Annotated in this window: 26 protein-coding genes; 18 read left to right on the top strand and 8 right to left on the bottom strand. The window is 75.0% G+C overall.

The genetic code is table 11. From position 1 onward, the window contains the following. The 12 genes from ACI79K_RS20585 to ACI79K_RS20530 form a co-directional block, all read left to right on the top strand. Positions 1-268 (top strand): 5-formyltetrahydrofolate cyclo-ligase (locus ACI79K_RS20585; protein WP_456600636.1); only part of this gene is annotated, 268 nt, incomplete at its 5' end. 42 nt (positions 269-310) lie between these two features. Further along, positions 311-1,648 (top strand): SLC13 family permease, encoded by a 1,338-nt coding sequence (locus ACI79K_RS20580; protein WP_456600635.1) that lies wholly within the window; start codon positions 311-313, stop codon positions 1,646-1,648. A gap of 95 nt (positions 1,649-1,743) precedes the next feature. After that, positions 1,744-2,931, top strand: a complete 1,188-nt coding sequence (locus ACI79K_RS20575) for a CaiB/BaiF CoA transferase family protein (RefSeq protein ID WP_456595932.1) — start codon at positions 1,744-1,746, stop codon at positions 2,929-2,931. Then, positions 2,928-4,457: a carboxyl transferase domain-containing protein gene (locus tag ACI79K_RS20570; protein ID WP_456600634.1), complete on the top strand. Its 1,530-nt coding sequence runs from the start codon at positions 2,928-2,930 to the stop codon at positions 4,455-4,457. The genes ACI79K_RS20575 and ACI79K_RS20570 overlap by 4 nt, the downstream gene beginning before the upstream one ends. A 128-nt stretch (positions 4,458-4,585) precedes the next feature. Beyond that, complete coding sequence (locus ACI79K_RS20565; protein WP_456590880.1) at positions 4,586-5,065, top strand: DUF5313 family protein; 480 nt, start codon at positions 4,586-4,588, stop codon at positions 5,063-5,065. 32 nt (positions 5,066-5,097) lie between these two features. Then, positions 5,098-5,547 carry a helix-turn-helix transcriptional regulator gene (locus ACI79K_RS20560; protein WP_456590881.1) on the top strand — a complete coding sequence of 150 codons (450 nt, stop codon included), beginning with the start codon at positions 5,098-5,100 and terminating at the stop codon, positions 5,545-5,547. 5 nt (positions 5,548-5,552) lie between these two features. Then, positions 5,553-5,963: a VOC family protein gene (locus ACI79K_RS20555; protein ID WP_456590882.1), complete on the top strand. Its 411-nt coding sequence runs from the start codon at positions 5,553-5,555 to the stop codon at positions 5,961-5,963. Between the two features lie 94 nt (positions 5,964-6,057). Further along, complete coding sequence (locus ACI79K_RS20550; protein WP_456600633.1) at positions 6,058-8,433, top strand: ATP-binding cassette domain-containing protein; 2,376 nt, start codon at positions 6,058-6,060, stop codon at positions 8,431-8,433. A 42-nt stretch (positions 8,434-8,475) separates the two neighbouring features. After that, entirely contained in the window at positions 8,476-8,859 is a 384-nt protein-coding gene (locus ACI79K_RS20545; RefSeq protein WP_456595954.1) for an ArsR/SmtB family transcription factor, read from the top strand. Next, on the top strand, positions 8,856-9,548 hold the full coding sequence (locus ACI79K_RS20540) for a cation diffusion facilitator family transporter (RefSeq protein ID WP_456590884.1): 693 nt from the start codon (positions 8,856-8,858) through the stop codon (positions 9,546-9,548). The genes ACI79K_RS20545 and ACI79K_RS20540 overlap by 4 nt, the downstream gene beginning before the upstream one ends. Beyond that, positions 9,545-10,480: a cation diffusion facilitator family transporter gene (locus tag ACI79K_RS20535; RefSeq protein ID WP_456600632.1), complete on the top strand. Its 936-nt coding sequence runs from the start codon at positions 9,545-9,547 to the stop codon at positions 10,478-10,480. The genes ACI79K_RS20540 and ACI79K_RS20535 overlap by 4 nt, the downstream gene beginning before the upstream one ends. Positions 10,481-10,524: 44 nt before the next feature. Then, positions 10,525-11,781 (top strand): APC family permease, encoded by a 1,257-nt coding sequence (locus ACI79K_RS20530; RefSeq protein WP_456590886.1) that lies wholly within the window; start codon positions 10,525-10,527, stop codon positions 11,779-11,781. 9 nt (positions 11,782-11,790) lie between these two features. On the opposite strand, the gene ACI79K_RS20525 is transcribed toward ACI79K_RS20530, so the two are convergent. Then, positions 11,791-12,174, bottom strand: coding sequence for a hypothetical protein (locus ACI79K_RS20525; RefSeq protein WP_456590887.1), 384 nt, complete (start codon positions 12,172-12,174; stop codon positions 11,791-11,793). 198 nt (positions 12,175-12,372) lie between these two features. Here ACI79K_RS20525 and ACI79K_RS20520 point away from each other — a divergent pair, with 198 nt between their 5' ends. The 3 genes from ACI79K_RS20520 (at position 12,373) to mscL (ending at position 13,914) form a co-directional block, all read left to right on the top strand. Beyond that, the gene (locus ACI79K_RS20520; protein ID WP_456590888.1) at positions 12,373-12,708 is read left to right on the top strand and encodes an FmdB family zinc ribbon protein; all 336 of its coding nucleotides are present in this window, start codon (positions 12,373-12,375) and stop codon (positions 12,706-12,708) included. A gap of 95 nt (positions 12,709-12,803) precedes the next feature. Continuing rightward, positions 12,804-13,430 carry a Flp pilus assembly protein CpaB gene (cpaB, locus tag ACI79K_RS20515; RefSeq protein WP_456600631.1) on the top strand — a complete coding sequence of 209 codons (627 nt, stop codon included), beginning with the start codon at positions 12,804-12,806 and terminating at the stop codon, positions 13,428-13,430. 31 nt (positions 13,431-13,461) lie between these two features. Then, complete coding sequence (gene mscL, locus ACI79K_RS20510; protein WP_456600630.1) at positions 13,462-13,914, top strand: large conductance mechanosensitive channel protein MscL; 453 nt, start codon at positions 13,462-13,464, stop codon at positions 13,912-13,914. Here the strand turns inward: mscL and ACI79K_RS20505 are convergent, their stop codons facing one another. Beyond that, complete coding sequence (locus ACI79K_RS20505; RefSeq protein ID WP_456600629.1) at positions 13,915-14,619, bottom strand: YbaK/EbsC family protein; 705 nt, start codon at positions 14,617-14,619, stop codon at positions 13,915-13,917. A 117-nt stretch (positions 14,620-14,736) separates the two neighbouring features. On the opposite strand from ACI79K_RS20505, the gene ACI79K_RS20500 reads away from it, so the two are divergent. Beyond that, positions 14,737-15,096: a VOC family protein gene (locus tag ACI79K_RS20500; protein ID WP_456600628.1), complete on the top strand. Its 360-nt coding sequence runs from the start codon at positions 14,737-14,739 to the stop codon at positions 15,094-15,096. After that, positions 15,093-15,503, top strand: a complete 411-nt coding sequence (locus tag ACI79K_RS20495) for a PaaI family thioesterase (RefSeq protein WP_456600627.1) — start codon at positions 15,093-15,095, stop codon at positions 15,501-15,503. Before ACI79K_RS20500 ends, ACI79K_RS20495 begins: the two co-directional genes overlap by 4 nt. Here ACI79K_RS20495 and ACI79K_RS20490 read toward each other — a convergent pair. Together ACI79K_RS20490 and ACI79K_RS20485 are read right to left on the bottom strand one after the other, a co-directional pair. Beyond that, positions 15,500-16,414 carry an MSMEG_6728 family protein gene (locus ACI79K_RS20490; RefSeq protein WP_456590894.1) on the bottom strand — a complete coding sequence of 305 codons (915 nt, stop codon included), beginning with the start codon at positions 16,412-16,414 and terminating at the stop codon, positions 15,500-15,502. The genes ACI79K_RS20495 and ACI79K_RS20490 overlap by 4 nt on opposite strands. A gap of 143 nt (positions 16,415-16,557) precedes the next feature. Next, positions 16,558-17,403: an NAD-dependent protein deacetylase gene (locus ACI79K_RS20485; RefSeq protein ID WP_456600626.1), complete on the bottom strand. Its 846-nt coding sequence runs from the start codon at positions 17,401-17,403 to the stop codon at positions 16,558-16,560. Between the two features lie 124 nt (positions 17,404-17,527). Between ACI79K_RS20485 and ACI79K_RS20480 the strand changes: the two genes are divergently transcribed. Continuing rightward, positions 17,528-18,541, top strand: coding sequence for an ion channel (locus ACI79K_RS20480; RefSeq protein ID WP_456590896.1), 1,014 nt, complete (start codon positions 17,528-17,530; stop codon positions 18,539-18,541). Between the two features lie 18 nt (positions 18,542-18,559). Here the strand turns inward: ACI79K_RS20480 and ACI79K_RS20475 are convergent, their stop codons facing one another. The 4 genes from ACI79K_RS20475 to ACI79K_RS20460 all read right to left on the bottom strand — a co-directional run. Continuing rightward, positions 18,560-19,006, bottom strand: coding sequence for an SRPBCC family protein (locus tag ACI79K_RS20475; RefSeq protein ID WP_456590897.1), 447 nt, complete (start codon positions 19,004-19,006; stop codon positions 18,560-18,562). Positions 19,007-19,034: 28 nt separating this feature from the next. Then, the gene (locus ACI79K_RS20470) at positions 19,035-19,400 is read right to left on the bottom strand and encodes a hypothetical protein (protein WP_456590898.1); all 366 of its coding nucleotides are present in this window, start codon (positions 19,398-19,400) and stop codon (positions 19,035-19,037) included. A 180-nt stretch (positions 19,401-19,580) separates the two neighbouring features. Continuing rightward, positions 19,581-20,279, bottom strand: coding sequence for a LuxR C-terminal-related transcriptional regulator (locus tag ACI79K_RS20465; protein WP_456590899.1), 699 nt, complete (start codon positions 20,277-20,279; stop codon positions 19,581-19,583). A gap of 295 nt (positions 20,280-20,574) precedes the next feature. After that, positions 20,575-20,999, bottom strand: a 425-nt coding sequence (locus ACI79K_RS20460; protein WP_456600625.1) for an LGFP repeat-containing protein, incomplete at its 5' end; no start/stop codon positions are given.

The following is a 20,999-nucleotide window of genomic DNA, read 5'->3' as shown; positions in this document are numbered from 1 at the left end:
GGTCCAAGTTGTGGGCCCGGCCGCGCGCGGGGCGCCCACCGCGTTGTTCGTCCGGGCGAGGGGGGTGGCCCGGGACGGGACGCGGCTGGGCCGCGGCGGCGGCTACTACGACCGCGCCCTGCGGCACGCCCGGCCGGAGGCGGTGCTGGTCGCGGTCGTCTTCGACGACGAGCTCGTCGACCGGTTGCCGAGGGAGCCGCACGACGTGCGGGTGACGGCGGTGGTGACGCCGTCGGGCGGATGGCAGGCGCTACCGGCGGGTCACTGACACAGTGGGCGCACCCCAGCCCCCGACGCCGTGGGAGTGCCCGTGTCGACCGAGATCGTCACCATCCTCGCGCTGGTCGTGATCTTCGCGATCGCGACGTTCCTGCCGATCAACATGGGGGCGCTGGCGTTCGTCGCCGCGTTCGTCGTCGGCACGCTGTCGGTGGGGCTGAGCACCGACGACATCATCAGCGGGTTCCCGGCCGGGCTCGTGCTGACGCTGATCGGCGTCACGTACCTGTTCGCGATCGCGCAGAACAACGGCACCGTGGACCTGCTGGTCCGCGGCGCGGTGAGGATGGTCGGCGGCCACGTCGCCGCCATCCCGTGGGTCATGTTCTTCGTGACCGCGGTGCTGACCGCCATCGGGGCACTCTCCCCGGCCGCGGTGGCGATCATCGCGCCGATCGCGCTCACCTTCGCCGCGCGGCACGACATCAGCCCGCTCCTGATGGGGATGATGGTCATCCACGGCGCCCAGGGCGGCGGCTTCTCCCCCATCAGCGTCTACGGCGTCACCGTGAACCGGATCGTGGCCGACGAGGGGTTGCCCAACAGCCCGGTGGCGGTCTTCCTCGGTGCGCTCTTTTTCAACATCGCCATCGCGCTGGCCCTGTTCTTCGTCCTTGGCGGCCGGCAGCTGCTCGGGCGGAAGGTGGCCGCCGAGCCGCTCGCGCACACCGAGCACGCGCACGGCACGCTGGTCCGCGGCCACGGTGCGGCGCCCGGCCCCGCCGTCGGTGGGGACGACGACGAGCACATCCGCCCCGACCGGCCGGCGCCCGTCCGCTTCGAGCAGATCCTGACGCTCATCGGGCTGGTCGTCGTCGCCGTCCTGGCGCTCGCCTTCGACCTGGACATCGGCTTCGTCGCGATCACGGTCGCCGTCGTCCTGGCGCTGTTCTCCGCGCAGCAGCACAAGGGCGCGGTGACCCAGATCAGCTGGTCGACCATCCTGCTGATCGCCGGTGTGCTGACCTTCGTGTTCGTGCTGGAGGAGGCCGGCACCATCGACTACGTCGGCGACGCGGTCATCGGGCTCGGCGTACCGCTGCTGATCGCCCTGCTGCTGGCGTACATCGGCGGCGTGGTGTCGGCGTTCGCCTCGTCGACGGCGATCATCGGCGTCGCCATCCTGCTCGCCGTGCCGTTCCTGGAGGCCGGTGACATCAGCGCCATCGGTGTCGTGGTCGCCCTGTCCGTGGCCTCGACGATCGTCGACGTGAGCCCGTTCTCGACGAACGGCGCGCTGGTGCTGGCCAACGCCCAGGACGTCGACCGCGACCGCTTCTACAAGCAGATCCTGGCCTACGCGGCCATCGTCGTGGCCGTCGGACCGCTGCTGTCGTGGCTGGTGTTCGTCGTCCCCGGCTGGCTGTGACCCCCTGCGCAGGACCTTTGCCATAAATACCTCAGCGCTGAGACACTTCTGGGACGCGGCCGCCGCGGCCGCGCCCCCGAGCGAGGGAGCACACCATGCCCGGACCGCTGGACGGCGTCCTCGTCGTCGACCTGACCCGAGCCCTCGCCGGGCCGCACGCCGCGATGATGCTGGGCGACCTCGGTGCCCGCGTCATCAAGGTGGAGACCCCGGGCACGGGGGACGACACCCGTGGCTGGGGGCCGCCGTTCGTGGAGCCCGACTCCGGCGAGCGCGAGTCGACCTACTTCCTGGCGGCCAACCGCAACAAGGAGTCGATCACCCTCGACCTCAAGGACGAGGCGGACAAGACGGTGCTGACCGGGCTGCTCCAGCGCGCCGACGTGCTGCTGGAGAACTTCCGCCCGGGCACGCTGGCGCGGCTGGGCTTCGGTACCGACGTGCTGGCCGAGCTCAACCCGAGGCTGGTGACGCTGGCGATCAGCGGGTTCGGCCACGACGGCCCGGAGGGCGGCCGGGCGGGCTACGACCAGATCGCCCAGGGCGAGGCCGGGCTGATGTCGCTCACCGGCCCCGGGCCCGACGAGCCGCAGCGGGTCGGCGTCCCGATCGGCGACCTGCTGGCCGGCATGTACGGCGCCTACGGCGTCCTCGCCGCGCTGATCGAGCGGGGGCGGACGGGGCGCGGTCAGGTGGTGCGCACGTCGCTGCTGGCCGCGATCGTCGGCGTGCACGCCTTCCAGGGGACGGCGTGGACGGTGGCCGGGCAGGTCGGGCGCGCGCAGGGCAACCACCACCCCTCCATCGCGCCCTACGGCCTGTTCCGCTGCGCCGGGGGCAGCGTGCAGCTCTCCTGCGGCAGCGAGTCGCTGTGGCGCAAGCTGTGCACCGAGTTCGGCCTGGACGCCGAGGCCCCGGGCCTGGCCACCAACGGCGAGCGGGTGCAGCGCCGCGACCAGGTGATCGCGCTGCTGGAGGAGGCCTTCGCCGCCATCTCCCCCGAGGACCTGCTCGCCCGGCTGGCCGCGGCCGGGATCCCCGCCGGCAAGGTGCGCACGATCGACGAGGTCTACGGCTGGGACCAGACCCTCTCGCAGGGTCTGGTGGTCGACGTCGAGCACGCCACGCTGGGCGACCTCCGGCTGCCCGGGCCGCCGCTGCGCTTCTTCTCGGCCGGACCGGACGGCGAGACCGAGACCACGCGGCGCGACCACACCGCTCCCCCGGTGCTGGGCGCCGACGGCGACGCGATCCGCGCCTGGCTGAACGGTCCGGTGGCGTGACCGGCGGGGCGGCCCGCCCGGACGCCCGGACCCTGCGCGACCTGGTGCTCGACCCCGGGTCGTGGCAGTCGTGGGACTCCCCCATCCCGCCCCGCGACGTCGCCGAGGGCTACGCCGCGGAGCTCGCCCGGGCCGCCGAGAAGAGCCGGCAGGACGAGTCGGTCATCACCGGGGAGGGACGGCTGCGCGGCCGCCGCGTCGCCGTCGTCGCCGGGGAGTTCGGGTTCCTGGCCGGGTCGATCGGGGTCGCCGCCGCCGAGCGGCTGATCGCGGCGGTGGAGCGGGCGACCGAGGAGGGGCTGCCGCTGCTGGCGGCGCCGGTCTCCGGGGGCACCCGCATGCAGGAGGGCACGGTCGCCTTCCTGCAGATGATCGGCATCACCGCCGCCATCGCCCGGCACAAGGAGGCGGGGCTGCCCTACCTGGTCTACCTGCGCCACCCCACCTTCGGCGGGGTGCTGGCCTCGTGGGGGTCGCTCGGCCACGTGACGATCGCCGAGCCCGGCGCCTCGATCGGCTTCCTCGGCCCCCGGGTGTTCGAGGCGCTGTACGGCGAGCCGTTCCCGGCCGACGTCCAGACCGCCGAGAACCTGGCCGAGCACGGCCTGATCGACGCCGTCGTCCCGCCCGAGCAGATCGCCGAGGTCGCCGACCGCGCGCTGCGCGTGCTCTCGGCCCGGCAGACCTGGCACGTCGACGTCCGGGACGCCGAACGCCCGACGCCGGCGGACGGGACGGACGCCGACGACCCCGAGGACCACCGCACCGCCTGGGACGTCGTGACGGCATCCCGGCGCGAGGACCGCCCCGGTGTCCGCCGGCTGCTGCGCACCGCGGCCACCGACGTCGTCGGGCTCTCCGGCACGGGCGCCGGCGAGAAGGACCCCGGCCTGCTGCTGGCGCTGGCCCGCTTCGGCGGGGCCCCGTGCGTGGTGCTGGGGCAGGACCGGCGCGGGCAGTCGATGTCGGCGCCGCTGGGCCCGGCGGCGCTGCGGGAGGCCCGCCGCGGCATGCACCTGGCCGAGCAGCTCCGGCTGCCGCTGGTCACGCTGATCGACACCCCCGGCGCCGCGCTCTCCCGCGACGCCGAGGAGGGCGGGCTCGCCGGGGAGATCGCCCGCTGCCTGCACGACCTCGTCGTCCTGAAGGCACCCACCCTGGCCGTGCTCCTCGGCCAGGGCACCGGCGGTGGGGCGCTCGCGCTGGTGCCTGCCGACCGGGTGCTGGCAGCGGCCAACGGCTGGCTCGGCCCGCTGCCGCCCGAGGGCGCGTCGGCGATCGTGCACCGCACCGTGGACCGGGCCGACGAGATGGCCGCGGCCCAGGGCGTGCGCGCCACGGACCTGTGGCGGGCGGGGATCGTCGACCGGGTGGTGCCCGAGCGACCCGACGCCGCGGACGAGCCGACCGAGTTCTGCCTGCGGCTGGGCCGGGTGCTGGGCGAGGAGCTGGCCGGGCTGCTCGGCCGCGACGACACCGAGCGCTTCCGGACGCGGCTGCACCGCTACCGCCACCTCGGCCGCTGAAAGAGGACCCCTCCTCCCCACCCCTCGCACGCTCGGGGCGGTGCCCTGGAGGGGGCCGACGGGGCGGACGTGAGCCAGGACGGCGCCGGGGGCCAGCGCCCCGTCGGCGGCGCTGGGACGATGGCACCGTGAGCGACGGCGAGGCCAGGACCGACGTCCCCGGGGAGGCGGACGCCGCGCGGAGGGACCCCGTGGTCCGCCCGGCTCCGCACCGGTGGCTCTGGTACGCCCTCGGCGGTGGGCTCCCCGAGCGGCACCGGGGCTGGGTTCTGCACGACACCACCACGAGCACCTGGTGGGCGCGGCACGTGGTCCGCACCCTGGTCCAGCTGTCCGTCCCCATCGCGCTCGTCGTGGCCTTCCTCCCCGCGCCGCTGGGGCTGCGACTGGCGGTCGCGGGCGGCGGGATCTTCCTGGGGCTGATCTTCTCGCTCGCCTACATGCCCGAGACCACCGAGAACCGGGTGGTGAAGGCCGGCTACCCCGCCGGCACCGCGACCGCCGCCCGCGACCGCGCCGGCCTCGCGAGCCAGCGGGCCGAGAGCGAGCGGAAGCGGGCGGCGGCGGCCCGGCGGGCCGCGCGGTACCGGGAGCGCCTGGACCGCTGACGCGGGCGGCGCTCCGTGGCACGATCCTGCGCGTGACCAGCGGACCGGCCGCGGACCCGCACCTGCGCGACCTCGTGCGGCTGCGCCGCGTGCGCGACCGGATCGACCGGGAGTACGCCCAGCCGCTGGACGTCGCGGCGCTCGCCCGCGGCGCGCACATGTCGGCCGGGCACCTGAGCCGGGAGTTCAAGCGCGCCTACGGCGAGTCCCCCTACGCCTACCTCATGACGCGCCGCATCGAGCGGGCGATGGCGCTGCTCCGGCGCGGCGACCTGACCGTCACCGAGGTCTGCTTCGCGGTCGGCTGCTCGTCGCTGGGCACCTTCAGCACCCGCTTCACCGAGCTGGTCGGGGTGCCGCCGAGCACCTACCGGCGCGAGGCCGCAGCGGCGACGGCGGGGATGCCCTCGTGCACCGCGAAGCAGGTGACCAGACCGGTCAGGAATCGAGAAGCGCAGGCAGCCGCGCCGTCCCTAGCGTGACCGCCATGGACCTCACCGTGCACCACACCTTCCTCCCCCACGACGACCCGGAGGCCTCGCTGGCCTTCTACCGTGACGCCCTCGGCTTCGAGCTGCGCAACGACGTCGGCTACGACGGCATGCGGTGGCTCACCGTGGGCCCGGCCGACGAATCGGCGACGTCGATCGTCCTGCACCCGCCGACCGCCGACCCCGGGATCACCGAGGACGAGAAGCGCGCCATCGCCGAGATGATGGCCAAGGGCACCTACGCGTCGGTCGTCCTGGCCACCAAGGACCTCGACGGCGCCTTCGACCGGATCCAGGCCACCGGCGCCGAGGTGATGCAGGAGCCGACCGACCAGCCCTACGGCGTGCGCGACTGCGCCTTCCGCGACCCCGCCGGCAACACCGTCCGCATCCAGGAGCTCCGCTGAGAACCACCGCCCCGGGCAGTCACCCCTGTCGGACGCCGCTGGTAGACAGCGGGCCCTCGCCACGCCGGCGGGGGCCCGCACGGATGGAGGCACGATGAGCACGCTGACCGAGTCGCCGACCGCGCACGTCGCGGACAGCCACGACCTGATCCGGGTCGTCGGGGCCCGGCAGAACAACCTCCGGGACGTCACCGTCGAGATCCCCAAGCGGCGGCTGACCGTGTTCACCGGCGTCTCCGGGTCGGGCAAGAGCTCGCTGGTGTTCGGGACGATCGCCGCGGAGTCGCAGCGGATGATCAACGAGACCTACAGCGCATTCGTGCAGGGCTTCATGCCGTCGCTGGCGCGGCCCGACGTCGACGTCCTCGAGGGCCTGACGACGGCGATCCTCGTCGACCAGGAGCGGATGGGCGCCAACCCGCGCTCGACGGTGGGCACCGCCACCGACGTCAACGCGATGCTGCGCATCCTGTTCAGCCGGCTCGGGGAGCCCTCCCTCGGCTCGCCGAACGCCTACTCGTTCAACATGCCCTCGGTGTCGGCCAGCGGGGCCATCACCGTCGAGCGCGGCGCCGGGACGAAGGCCGAGAAGGTCACCTTCACCCGGCTCGGCGGCATGTGCCCGCGCTGCGAGGGCATGGGCTCGGTCACCGACATCGACCTGACCGCGCTCTACGACGACCGCAAGTCGCTGTCCGACGGCGCGCTCACCGTTCCCGGCTACAGCATGGACGGCTGGTACGGCCGGGTCTTCAGCGGCGCCGGCCTGCCCATGGACAAGCCGATCGCCGAGTTCTCGAAGAAGGAGCTGCACACCCTCCTCCACGCGCAGCCCACCAAGGTCAAGGTGGACGGGGTCAACCTCACCTACGAGGGCCTCATCCCGAAGATCCAGAAGTCGATGCTCGCCAAGGACGTCGACGCCATGCAGCCGCACGTGCGGCGCTTCGTCGAGCGGGCCGTCACCTTCACGACCTGCCCCGACTGCGACGGCACGCGGCTGAGCGCCGAGGCCCTGTCGTCGAAGATCCGCGGCAAGAACATCGCCGACCTCTGCCGGATGCAGATCAGCGACCTCGCCGGCTGGCTGCGCGACCTCGACGAGCCCACCGTCGGGCCCCTGCTGGCCGGGCTGCGGCACACCCTCGACTCCTTCGTCGAGATCGGGCTGGGCTACCTGTCCCTGGACCGCCCGGCCGGCACGCTCTCCGGCGGCGAGGCGCAGCGCACCAAGATGATCCGCCACCTCGGGTCGTCGCTGACCGACGTCACCTACGTCTTCGACGAGCCGACCATCGGGCTGCACCCGCACGACATCCAGCGGATGAACGACCTGCTCCTGCGGCTGCGCGACAAGGGCAACACCGTGCTCGTGGTCGAGCACAAGCCCGAGACGATCGCGATCGCCGACCACGTCGTCGACCTCGGCCCCGGCGCCGGCACCGAGGGCGGCGAGGTGGTCTTCGAGGGCACCGTCGAGGAGCTGCGCCGCAGCGGCACCCGCACCGGCCGCCACCTCGGCGACCGGGTGTCCCTCAAGCCGGAGGTGCGCACGTCGACCGGCGCCCTGGAGATCCGCGGCGCCCGGCAGAACAACCTGCGCGGTGTCGACGTCGACGTCCCGATCGGCGTGCTCACCGTCGTCACCGGCGTGGCCGGCTCCGGCAAGAGCTCGCTGATCCACGGCAACCTGGCCGGCCGGGACGGCGTGGTGGTCGTCGACCAGTCGGCGATCCGGGGGTCGCGCCGGTCCAACCCGGCGACCTACACCGGACTGCTGGAGCCGATCCGCAAGGCGTTCGCCAAGGCCAACGGCGTGAAGCCGGCCCTGTTCAGCGCCAACTCCGAGGGCGCCTGCCCGACCTGCAACGGCGCCGGGGTCATCTACACCGACCTCGGCGTCATGGCCACGGTCGAGTCCACCTGCGAGGAGTGTGAGGGCAAGCGATTCCAGGCCGCGGTGCTGGAGTACTCGCTGGGCGGCAGGAACATCGCCGAGGTCCTCGCGATGAGCGTGGCCGAGGCCGAGGAGTTCTTCCGCGGTGGGGAGGCGCGCACGCCCGCGGCGCACGCGATCCTCGACCGGCTCGCCGACGTCGGGCTGGGATACCTCACCCTCGGTCAGCCGCTCACCACCCTCTCCGGCGGCGAGCGGCAGCGGCTCAAGCTGGCCACCCGCATGGCGGAGAAGGGCGGGATCTACGTCCTCGACGAGCCGACGACCGGCCTGCACCTGGCCGACGTCGAGAACCTCCTCGGCCTGCTCGACCGGCTGGTCGACGCCGGGACGACCGTCATCGTCATCGAGCACCACCAGGCGGTCATGGCGCACGCCGACTGGATCATCGACCTCGGTCCCGGCGCGGGGTCCGAGGGTGGCCTGGTCGTCTTCGAGGGCACCCCGGCCGACCTCGTCGCCGCTCGCTCCACCCTCACGGGGCAGCACCTCGCGGAGTACGTGGCCGGCTGAGGCGGAACGCCTGGTCGATGGCGCTATCATCGCCGCATGACGATGATCGTGGCCGGCGACGGCCGGAACACCCGCGCCGAGGCCCCGGTCGACGAGGCGGCGGCCCTCACCGCTGCGGCCTGCCTGTTCCGCAGCCTCGGCGACCCCAGCCGGCTCGCCATCGTGCGCCACCTCGCCCTCGGGGAGCACAAGGTCGTCGAGCTCACCCGCCACCTGGGGCTGGCCCAGTCCACCGTCTCGGCGCACCTGGCCTGCCTCCGGGACTGCGGCCTGGTCACCTCCCGCCCGCAGGGGCGGGCGTCGCTGTGGTCGCTGGCGGCGACGCCGGAGGTCCTCGAGCTGCTCGCCGCCACGGAGCGGTTGCTGGCCGCAACGGGGGACGCGGTCACCCTCTGCCCCACCTACGGCGAGGTGGCACCCCGGTGAGCGCAGCGACCACCGCTCCCGCCCCCATCGCAGCCGAACGCGCCCGGCTGGGCCGTCGCGCCCAGCTGCTCGCGGGGGCCGCCGTCACCTACAACGTCGTCGAGGCCGTCATCGCGATCACCGCCGGGCTGGTCGCCGGCTCGGTCGCCCTCGTCGGGTTCGGGCTCGACTCCGTCGTCGAGGTCTCCAGCGGGCTGATCATCCTGTGGCAGTTCCGCCACCACCTCCCGGAGACCCGGGAACGGCTGGCGCTACGGCTGATGGCCTGCTCGTTCTTCGCCCTGGCCGCGTACGTCACGTTCGAGTCGGTGCGCGCGCTGCTGGTCGGCGGCGACCCCGACGCCTCGCCGGTCGGCATCGGCCTGGCCGCCGTCTCCCTGGTCGTCATGCCGTTCCTCTCCTGGGCCCAGCGCCGCACCGGCCGGGCCCTGGGGTCCAGCGCCGTCGTCGCCGACTCCACGCAGACGCTGCTGTGCACCTACCTGAGCGCCGCCGTCCTCGCCGGGCTGGTGCTCAACGCCTGGCTCGGCTGGAGCTGGGCCGACCCGGTCGCCGGCCTGGTCATCGCGGCGGTCGCCCTCCGCGAAGGCATCGAGGCGTGGCGCGGCGAGGGCTGCTGCGCGCCCACCCGCCCCGGTCCGGACGCCGAGGTGGACAGCTGCTGCGGGGGCCCGGGGACCACGCGGTGAGCGGCGGGCACGCCCACGCCCACGCCGGCGGCCACGCCAGCGGCCCCGGCGACCGCCGGCGCCTGGTGGTCGTGCTGGCCCTGACGGCGAGCGTGCTCGTCGTCCAGCTGGTCGGGGCACTGGTCTCGGGCTCGCTCGCCCTGCTCGCCGACGCCGCGCACGCCGCCACCGACGCCGCCGGCCTCGCGATCGCCCTGGTCGCGGCCACCCTCGCCCTCCGGCCGGCGACGTCCCAGCGCACCTGGGGCTACCGGCGGGCCGAGGTGCTCGGCGCGACCCTGCAGGCCGCCGTGCTGCTGGCGGTGGGCGGGTACATCGCGGTCGAGGCGGTCGGTCGGCTGGCCGACCCACCGGAGATCACCCCCACCGCCGTGCTGGTCTTCGGCGGGATCGGGCTGGCCGCCAACGTGGCCGGGATCGTGGTGCTCGCCCGCGGCGGGCGCAGCGGCAACGTCAACATGCGGGCGGCGCTGCTGGAGGTCGTCAACGACGCGCTGGGCTCGGTCGCCGTCCTGGTGGCGGCGGTCGTCGTCGCGCTGACCGGCTGGCAGCGCGCCGACGCGGTCGCCTCGCTGGTCATCGTGGCGCTGATCGTCCCGCGCACCCTGGCGCTGCTGCGCGAGACGGTGTCGGTGCTGCTGGAGAGCAGCCCGCCCGGCCTGGACCTCGACGCCGTCCGCACGCACCTGCTCGCGCTGCCGCACGTGCTCGGGGTGCACGACCTGCACGCCTCGCAGATCACCAGCGGGCTGCCCGTGCTCTCGGCGCACGTCGTCGTCGAGGACGGCTGCTTCCACGACGGCCACGCGCCGCAGGTCCTCGACCAGCTCCAGGCCTGCCTGGCCGAGCACTTCCCGGTCGCCGTCGAGCACTCCACCTTCCAGCTCGAGACCGCAGCGCACAGCCACCACGAGCCGGCCGCCCACCACTGACCCGCCCGCTATCGTCGGTCGACGCCGGACCACCGAGGAGCGCCGTGAGCACTGGTCCCGCCTTGACCCGCCGGCTGGGCACCGGCGATGCGGTCGTCATCGGGCTCGGCTCGATGATCGGCGCCGGGGTGTTCGCCGCCTTCTCCCCCGCCGCACAGGCAGCGGGGGCCGGCCTGCTGATCGGGCTCGCCGTCGCCGCGGTGGTGGCCTACTGCAACGCGACGGCGTCGGCGCAGCTGGCCGCCCAGTACCCCACCTCCGGCGGCACCTACGTCTACGGCCGGGAGCGGCTCGGCGAGTGGTGGGGGTTCCTGGCCGGGTGGGGGTTCGTCGTCGGCAAGACCGCCAGCTGCGCGGCCATGGCGCTCACGTTCGCCGCGTACGCCGCACCGGCGGGCTGGGAGCGGCCGGTGGCCGTGGCCGCGGTGCTGGGCCTGACCGCCGTCAACTACCGGGGCGTGACCCGCACCGCCGGGCTGACCCGGATCATCGTGGCCGTCGTGCTCACCGCGCTGGCCGTCGCGGTCGCCGCAAGCTTGCTGGGCGGTGCGACGGCCGCCGGCGGGCCGGTGGCGTGGACGTTCACCGACGGCGGGCTGCACGGGATCCTGCAGTCGGCCGGCCTGCTGTTCTTCGCCTTCGCCGGCTACGCGCGGATCGCCACCATGGGCGAGGAGGTGCGCGACCCCGGACGGACGATCCCCCGGGCGATCCCCCTGGCGCTGGGCATCGCCGTCGCGGTCTACGCGGTGGTCGCCGTGACCCTGCTCGCCACGCTGGGCCCGGACGGCGTCGCCGCCACCTCGGCACCGCTGGCCGCGGCGGTGGACGCCGGCGGGTGGGCGTGGGCGGAGCCGGTGGTCCGCGTCGGCGCGGCAGCGGCCGCGCTGGGCGCGCTGCTGGCGCTGGTCGCCGGCATCGGGCGCACCGGCCTGGCGATGGCCCGCCAGGGCGACCTGCCCCGGTACCTGGCCGCGGTGCACCCGCGCTTCTCCGTGCCGCACCACGCCGAGCTCACCCTCGCCGCGCTGGTCTGCCTGCTCGTGCTCACCGTCGACCTGCGCGGCGCGATCGGCTTCTCCTCCTTCGGCGTGCTGCTCTACTACTTCGTGGCCAACACCGCGGCCTTCACCCAGGACCGCGCGCACCGCCGGTTCCCCCGGCCGCTGCAGGTGCTCGGTGCGGTCGGCTGCCTGGTGCTGGTCGCCGCACTGCCCGCGCAGGCGGTGGTCGGCGGCGTCCTCGTGTTCGCCGTCGGCATCGCCTACCGCGCCGTCCGGCTGCGGCTCGCCGCGCGGTAGGCAGCCTGTTCACGCGGCCGCGGGCAGCGGCACGCTTCTGGACCGCGACCGGCCCAGCACGCCGACCGCCGCCCAGGAGAGCCCGCCGCGCAGACCGCCGCCCAGCACGAACTCCACGCCGACGCCGAGCCAGGAGAGGACGAAGCCGGTGGCGACGACGGACCAGCCGACCTCGGCGGCACGTGCGGCGGCCGCTCGCGCAGCCGCGATCGCGCCCGCGGCGAGCAGCGCGAGCGGGAGCAGCGCCACCCGGTTCCAGCCGACGTAGTGCAGACCCAGCCATGCACCGTCCCAGGTGGTCATCACGCCGTAGCGGGACGGCACCCACGTCGCTGCGCCGAGCACGAGCAGGACCGCGGCGGGGGTCGGGAGCGACCGGTCGGATGTGTGCACCCGGCGATCCTGGCGGGCGCCGGCCCGCGCGTCACCGCCTCCGCGCGCGAGGCGGTGACGCCCCCGTCCGGGCGACGCGCGTCCCACCCGCCCCCGTGGACGTGGACGGCGGGTCCCCGCATGGCGCATCATTGGCAGTCTCCGGGCGGGAGTGCCAGCCCGGACCCCTACCTCCGCTCGACCAGGGAGAGCCACGACGTGCCCACGTACCAGTACGCCTGCACCAACGCCGAGGGCAAGCACGAGTTCGAGGTGGTGCAGTCCTTCACCGACGCCCCGGTGAGCGAGTGCCCCGAGTGCGGCGCCGCGGTGCGCAAGGTCTACGGCTCGGTCGGCGTCGTCTTCAAGGGCTCGGGCTTCTACCGCACCGACAGCCGGTCGAACGGCAAGTCGTCGGAGAGCACGGGCAGCAACGGGGCCTCGACGGACACCTCGTCGTCGACCCCGGCCAAGGAGAGCTCGTCGAGCTCGGCCTCCACCTCGTCGACGACGCCGTCGACGTCCGGCAGCGGGGCCAAGGCCGCCACCACCTGAGGTCGGCGGTCCGGGGCCCTCCACAGCGCCGCCCGCGGTCCACAGCTCCCGCCGGCCGGCTGCAGGGCCGCCGCCGGCTCGGGCAGGGTCGGCGCATGCTGCGCCTGCGCCGACCCCGGTTCCCGCTGCTGACGGCCCGCCGGCTGGCCGCCGCGCTGCTCGCCGCGCTCGCGCTGGCCCTCGCGCTGCGCCCGGCGCCCACCCCGGCCGACGGGGAGCAGCCGCGCACGGCCCCCGTCGTGGTGGCGGCCACCGACCTGCCGGCCGGCACCAGCCTGACCCACGAACACCTGGCCCTCGTCCGGCTGCCGCGCGGTGCGGTGCCCGACGGCGCGGTGGGCGTCGCGGATCCCCTGGTGTGGCGCGTGCTCGCCGGGCACGTCCGCCGGGGGGAGCCGCTCACCGACGCCCGGCTGGTCGGCGCCGGGCTGACGGCCCTGCTGCCCCCCGGCCAGGTGGCGGCTCCGGTGCGCCTGGCCGACCTGGCGGTCGCGGCGCTGCTGCGGGCCGGCGACCGGGTGGACGTGCTGGCCACCGGAGCGGGCCCGGGGCCGGCCGAGCGGGTGGCGGCTGGGGCGCTGGTCCTCGCCGCCCCGACCGGGGACGCCGATGAGCCGGGCGCCGGGTTGCTCGTCCTCGCCGTCGACGAGGCCACCGCGGCCCGGATCGCGGCCGCCGCGGCCACCGCAACGCTCACCGTCAGCCTGCCGCCCCCGACCTGAGATCGCCGGCCGGGTGTGGCTGGATGATCGGGTGCTCAACGGTTTCAAGGACTTCCTGTTCCGCGGCAACGTCGTCGACCTGGCCGTGGCCGTGGTCATCGGCTCGGCGTTCACCGCGGTGGTGACCTCGTTCGCCGACTCGTTCCTCCGGCCGCTCATCGACCTGCTGGGCGGCGGGGGCGAGTTCGGGGGCGTGCTGGTGCTCGACGGTCAGCGGTTCACCTGGGGCGCCTTCCTCAGCACGGTGATCACGTTCGTGCTGACGGCCGCGATCGTCTACTTCCTGGTCATCCTGCCGGTGCACCGGCTGTTCGCCCGCCGGGCGCGCGGCGAGGAGCCCGGCCCCGTCGGACCGACGGAGCTGGAACTGCTGGTCGAGATCCGGGACCTGCTCCGCGCGCAGCAGGTGGGGACCGGCTGGAACGGCCCTTCTGCAAGGTCCCGCCGCGAGCCAGCGAGTGGCGGGGAGCAGGAGGGTCCTTGATCAGTCGCTGCCCCAGTGCGGCGGCCGGTCCTCGAGGTAGCGCCGATCGGCCTCGGCGCCGTCGGCCGGGCGCTCCCCCCAGCCCACGTCGCTGTCGTCCGCCGCCCGGTCCAGCCGCAGCGGTCGCGCGGGCGGCCGGGCCGGTGCCTCGGCGGGGAGCGGCTGGCCGAGCCCCTCGAGCACCTCGGCGGCGGGGAGCGCGGCGAGCACCGCACCCGGCACCGCGAGCTTGGCGCCGCGGGTGCCCGAGCCGACGACCACGAGCTCGGCCGCCGCCACCGCCGCGTCGACGAGGACCGGCCAGGTGGCGGGCAGCCCGACCGGGGTGATGCCCCCGTAGGCCATGCCGCTCTCGGCCACCGCGACGTCCTGCGGCGCGAACGACGCCTTGCGGGCGCCGAGGTGGCGTCGCACCAGCCCGTTGACGTCGGCGCGGGTGGTGGCGAGGACCAGGCAGGCGGCCAGCGTCGTCTCCCCGGCGCGGCGGGCGGCGACGACGACGCAGTTGGCCGAGGCGGCGAGCGGCACCCGGTAGGCCTCGGTGAAGGCGGCGGTGTCGGCGAGGTCCTCGGCGATCTCCGCGACCCAGGCCGGCCCGGCCAGGGCGGGCAGCGCGGCGGCGACCGGCGGGGCCAGGAGGCCGGGGCGCCCGGCGGCCGGCAGCCAGCGCAGCGAGCCGAGGACAGGGGCAGCGGGGTCAAGCATGCCCCGATCCTGCGGCACGGCGTCGGCGCGCCGCAGCCGGGTCCCGTGGCGGGATCCCGGCGACGCGTGGCCGGTACCCGGCTGTCGGCCTGCCCGGGCGCGCGCCAGGATGGCGCCATGATCGGTCAACTGCACTCCGTCGTGATCGACGCGCCCGACGCACACGCCCTGGCCGGCTTCTACGCCGACCTCCTCGGCATGCAGATCAGCCGGGGCGGGCCCGGGGACGACTGGGTCGTCGTCACCGGCGCCGGGTACCGGCTGGCCTTCCAGCAGGCGCCGGACCTGCGGCCGCCGGACTGGCCGGACCCCGAGCGCCCGCAGCAGTTCCACCTCGACGTGCGGGTCGCCGACATCGAGGAGGCCGAGCCGAAGGTGCTGGCCCTGGGCGCCCGGAAGCTGCCCGGCGGCGGGGGCGACTTCCGGGTCTACGCCGACCCGGTCGGCCACCCCTTCTGCCTGGTGTGGGACGCGTGAGCGGTCCCCCGGTGGACCCGACGGCGGCAGCCGGCGCATTCGTCTCGGCGATGAGGTTCGACGTCGCCGAGGCCACCGGCACGCGGGTGACCGGGCACGTCGATCTCGGGCCCGACCAGCACACGCCGTGGGGCGTCGTGCACGGCGGGCTGTACTGCTCGGTCGTCGAGTCGGCGGCCAGCATCGGGGCCAGCCTCGCGGTGCGGGACCGCGGGCAGTTCGCCGTCGGCGTCAACAACAACACCGACTTCCTCCGCTCGATGACCGGCGGCCGGGTCGACGTCGTCGCGGAGCCGGTGCAGCAGGGGCGCACCCAGCAGCTGTGGCAGGTCGCCCTCACCCGGGAGGACGGCGCGCTGGTCGCCCGCGGGCAGGTGCGGCTGCAGAACGTGCCACTGCCCGCCTAGGCCAGCACCGCCGGGTCGAGCACGACCTGGAAGAGCGCACGCGGGTCCTGGAGGGTCGCGGGCGGCCGGGCCGCCGCCCGCGGCACCACCCGGTCGAAGCGGGCCGGGCGGCGGTGCGGCAGCAGCTCCCGGCCCTGGAACAGGTACTCCCCCACCACCTCGCCGAGGAGCAGCCCGGCGCCGTGCTCGATCGGCAGCGCGACCGGATCACCGGGCCTCATCTCGTCGAGGAAGGCCGACAACTGGCGCAGGTCCTTGGCCGGGCGGCGACCCGAGATCTCCTTGGACAGCGCCCGCAGCTCGGTGGGATCCAGCCCGGTGGCGTCGACGTCGATGCCCGACTGGACGCCGAGCCCGACGACGCCCGCCGCCAGGCAGGCGCCCAGCTCGTTGTGCGCGCGCGGCCGGACCACCCACACCCGCACCCCGTCGGGCTCCGGCGTCGGGGGCACGTCGTCCGGCCCCGGCCATACGTAGGGCAGGTCGTCGGGCTCGGGGCCGAAGAGCTCGGTGAAGCGGGCCCGGTAGAACTCCGGGTCCTTGGCGATCAGGTTCGACCGGTGCGAGCGGTGCAGCTCCTCGTCGCCCACCCAGGAGGGCAGGAGCCCGGCCGCCGCCAGCTCCGCCTGCGGCACGCCGACGACGTCGGGCGCGAACTCACCGATCAGCGTCTCGGTGGTGTCGGCGAAGCCGCGCTCGCGCCAGACCCGGACCATGGCCAGGCCGTAGGCGACCAGCGCCGGTGTCCGGCCGCGCCACATCGCGACGACGGGGTGGCTGGCCCAGCCGTAGTCGGGCAGCTCAAGGGCGCGCAGGATCTGCAGCGTCTCCACGCGCTGCTTGCCCAGCCGCGGCGAGTCGAGCAGCCGCGCGCTCTCCTCGAAGTCGGCCACCGGCACGAAGGTCTGCATCGCGGCGGTTCCTGCCCCTGCGAGCAGGTGGTGAATCTTCGGTCCTGGTCGGCCTCCTGCAGGGGCCCGCTGCGAGCCTGCGAGCAGTGGGGGCAGGGAGGTCCTTCCTCAACCGCCGAGCGGCCGCAGCGCCGCCGACCGGCTCATCCCAGCCGGCCGGCCAGCTCGGGCAGGACCACGCCCAGCGGAGCGTCGACCTTGAGCGTCGCCTTCGCATCGCCCCGGGTGGGCCCGGAGTTCACGATGGCGACGGGGATCCCCCGCTTGGCGGCGTGGATGACGAACCGGTAGCCGCTCATCACGGTCAACGACGAGCCGAGCACCAGCAGCGCCCGCGCGTCGTCGACCAGCGCGAAGCAGGCATCGACCCGGTCCCGCGGCACCGTCTCGCCGAAGAACACGACGTCGGGCTTGAGCGGGCCGCCCCCGCACGCCAGGCAGCCGACCATCACGAACCCGTCGAGCGCCTCGTCGGGCAGCTCCGCGTCGCCGTCGGGGTTGACCTCGTCGACCGGCTCGGGGCGGAACCCGGGATTGGCCGCCCGCAGCCGCACGTCGAGGTCGGCGCGCGAGGCGACGTCCCCGCAGGCCAGGCAGACGGTGCGGTCCAGCCCACCGTGCAGCTCCAGGACGTCGCGCGCCCCGCCGGCCTGGTGCAGCCCGTCGACGTTCTGGGTGATCACCTCGGCCACCGCACCGGCCCGCTGCAGCGCGGCGACGGCCCGGTGCCCGGCATTGGGCCGCGCCCCGGCGATCTGCCGCCAGCCGACGAAGCTGCGCGCCCAGTAGCGGTGCCGTCCGCGGGGGTCGCGGGTGAACGTCTGGTACGTCATCGGGGTGTGCCGGCGCAGCGACCCGGTGGCACCCCGGTAGTCGGGGATGCCGGAGTCGGTGGACAACCCGGCGCCGGAGAGGACGACGGTCCCGCCGCCGCCGAGCAGGCCGACGAGCTCGGGGAGGCCCTCGACGGTGGAGGTCGCTACGGTCACCCCGCCATCGTCCCTGCCGCGCGGCGGATGCGCCGCCGGCCCGATCGAGGAGGCCGACCGTCGTCCTCACGCCGACCCCCCGGACCACCGACCGCCGCGAGCCCGCACGTCGCCGGAGCACCGCGTGACCGGCTGGTGGTGGGACGTCATCGGCCTGGCGATCGTCGCGTTCGCGGTCGTCGACGAGGCGCGGACGACGCTGGCGGTGGCCAGTGGCCCGGGCCCGCTCACCCGGCTGATCACCGACGCGGTGTGGCGGCTGGCCCGGCGACCGGCGGTGGCGGAGGCGGCTCCGGTGCGCTTCGTGGGCGGCCCCGGCGTCGTCCTCGTCGCAGCGACCCTCGGCGCCTGGTTCAGCCTGCTCTGGCTCGGCTGGTCGCTGGTCTTCCTCGGTGACGAGGACGCGGTCGTCGGCGCGTCGAGCGGGGCGCCGGCGTCGGTCTGGGAACGGTTCTACTTCGCCGGCTACAACGTCGCCACCCTGGGCAACGGCGGCTACCAGCCCGCCGGGGCCGGCTTCCAGCTGGCCACCATGGCCGCCGCGCTCAGCGGGATGCTGCTCATCACGCTGGGCGTCTCCTACCTGACCTCGGTGATCTCCGCCGTGGTCGGCAAGCGGAGCTTCGCCTCGCAGATCACCGGGTTCGGGAACACCGGCACGGAGATGGCCACGGGCCTGGTCGCGGCGGGGACGGCGCTCCCGGCGGTGGTGCCCTTGTCGTCGCTGTCCGCGACCTTGGCGACGCTGGGGCAGCAGCACCGGGCGTACCCGCTGCTGCACGCCTACCGGCCGCGGACGCCCGAGCTCGGCACCGCCCCCGCCGTCGCGGTGCTCCTGGACGCGACCCTGGTGCTGTCGTCGGCGGCCGACCCGGCCGGCCGGCTCCCCGCCGGGCTGCGCCGGTCGGTCGTCTCCTCCGTGCAGCAGTACGTCGACCACGCCCCCGCGACCGGGAGCGAGCGCACCCGGACGGCGCCGCCGCTGGACGCCGCGGGGATCGGCCGGGCCGGGCTGGGGGTCGACCCGGCCCAGCTCGCCGCGCTGACCGCGGAGCACGCCCAGCTGCGGGACCAGCTGGCCCGCCGGATCGGGGCGGCCGGTTACCGATGGCCCGGCGGTGACCACGCGTCGTCCTGACGGACGGCGGTTCGGGGCTCAGCCGGCGGCGACCGCTTCCTCGAGCCGGGCCAGCATCGCGTCCTGGATGCGGGCCAGGCCCTTGGGGGCGAAGGTGCGCTCGAAGAACCCGCCGATGCCGGTGGCACCGGTCCACGTGGTGCGGGCCCGGACCGTGCTGACCCCCGCGTCGGCGGCGGAGACGGTCCAGGTGGTCACCATGCTGGAGTTGGTGTCGGTCTCCACGAGCGCCCCGTCGGAGGTCTCGGTGACGACGACGTCCTGCTCGCGCACCCGCTTGGAGGTGGCCTGCAGGCGCCAGTGGACCTTCGTGCCGGCGCCCTGGCCGCCGGCGTCCACGCGGTACTCGCTGTACTGCTCGGGGAGCACCGCGGGACGGGTGACGGCGTAGTCGGCGAGCGCGGCGCGGACGACGTCCGCCGGTGCGCGCAGGACACGTTCGGTGGTGGCGACGACCTGACCCATGCACCCATCCTGCCCGCCGGCCGACCGGCTACGCCTGCCCCTCCTCGGTGTTGAGGTAGGAGCAGCGGAAGCGGGCGCCGGCCATCGCCTCGGTGAAGCGTGCCTCCCACATCGGGTCGTCCGCCGGGAAGCTGTCGAACACCCGCTCCTCGAGCACCTCCGGGTGTCCGTCGGGACCCGGACAGCTGCGGCGCAGCAGCACCCGCGTCATCCCGTCCACCTCGTCGTGGGCGGCGTGCCAGTGCGCTGCGGCGACCGCCCGCGCCCGCCACTCCCGTTCGCGCCCGGGCAGCAGCCGGCCGGCGGCCGGCCACGGCTGAGGCGTCGAGACGATCCAGACGACGATCCCGGCCAGCAGCAGGAGCAGCAGTGCAGCCGCCAGGACGCCGACCATGCCCAGCACGGTAACCCCGCGAGCGGCCGCCCGGCCGGTTCCGCTGAGCCGCTCCGGCTCAGCCGGCGACGGCCTGCGGCAGCGCCACGGCCGCGACCCGTTCCTCGGTCGCCGGAGAACGCACCGGGGGACCCAACGCCGACTCCGGCCGCCCGCCGCCCCGCCCTCGTGGCCCCCGGGTCAGATCTCGACGGGAGCGGCGGTCAGATCGTGCGCCCCGCAGGTGCAGCCGTTGCGGGCGGAGAGCACCAGCGAGACGGCGTGCGCCCGGTCGCGGGCGCCGAGCTTGCGCAGGATCGCCTTCACGTGCGACTTCACCGTGTCCTCGGAGATGAACAGGTTCTCGCCGATCGTGCGGTTGGACTGGCCCAGGACGAGCTCGTCGAGGACGTCGGACTCCCGGCGGGTCAGCGGCACCGCGGGGGTGAGCTCGCGGGCGACCGGGGCGGCCGCGCCCGGCTCCACCCGACGGATCTGCGGGTCGACGACGGTGCGACCGGCGCGGGCGGCCAGCACGGCCCAGCCGAGCAGCGTGGCGGAGGTGTTCATCAGCAGGTAGCCGCGGATGCCGGCGGCCAGTGCCTCGTTGACCACGGCCGGGTCCTCGGACGTCGCCACGGCGACGATCGCCGTCCGCGGGAAGCGGCGGCGCAGGTCGCGGCAGGCGGTCAGCGTGGCGCTGCGCCCGGAACCGAGCTCCACGACCACCGCGTCCGGGCGGGCGGACTCGGCCAGCACCAGGGCGCGGCGGGGCTCCCCCGGCGCACCGACGACCTGCATGCCGGCGGTCTCGTCGATCATGCCGACGAGACCTCGGCGCAGGACGGGTGCGTCGGCGAGGACGAGAACCCGGGTGACGCCGGCACTGGGGATGGACACGCTGGTTGCTCCGCTCACGTTCGGTGACGACCTGACGTGACCTCCATCGACCGGGTGAACGCACTGCTTGAGCACCACACCGTCTGCCGGCACGTGCCTGGGCCGGCAGACACCACCGAGCGGCTGCGCCCCCGGTCCCGTGCGGAGCCGACCGGTGCGGTGGTCGCCCGTCGCGGCGCGGTGCCATCGTGCCGCCGGCCGTCCCGGATCCCGCGGACTGCGGGAGTCCCGGATCCCGCGGACTGCGGGAACAGGGACGCCGCAGCCGCGGGCCCAGGGCGCGGGTGGCGCGCCGTCAGTCCGTGACCACCAGCTCCGTCGTGTTGGTGGCGCGGTCCCAGGTGATGTGGCCGTTCTGGAAGTCGCTGCGCCGACCGCCGGGCACGTCGTACTCCCCGCTGACCGGGTAGCCCAGCGGCCCCATCTCCCAGCCCGAGCGCTCCCAGCGGTCCCGGATCTCCCCGTACACCTCATGCGCCCCCGTGCTCGGCGACCAGTAGATCGAGCCGCCGCCGTAGCCCCCGGCGAAGTGGTTGTACCGGCCCTCACCGTCCGCGGTCCCGAGCTCCCCGGTGATCGGGTAGCCCAGCACGCCCTGCTCCCAGCCCAGCTCCTCCCAGCGGTCCCGGATCTCCCCGTACGTCTCGTGCGCACCGGTGCTCGGCGACCAGTGGATCGAGCCACCGCCGTAACCCCCGGCGAAGGCGTTGTACCGGCCCA

It is taken from the genome of Blastococcus sp. SYSU DS0616, from assembly GCF_054051015.1.
The sequence above is the reverse complement of the archived record's forward strand: the minus strand, read 5'-3'. Positions and strand labels throughout refer to the sequence as shown.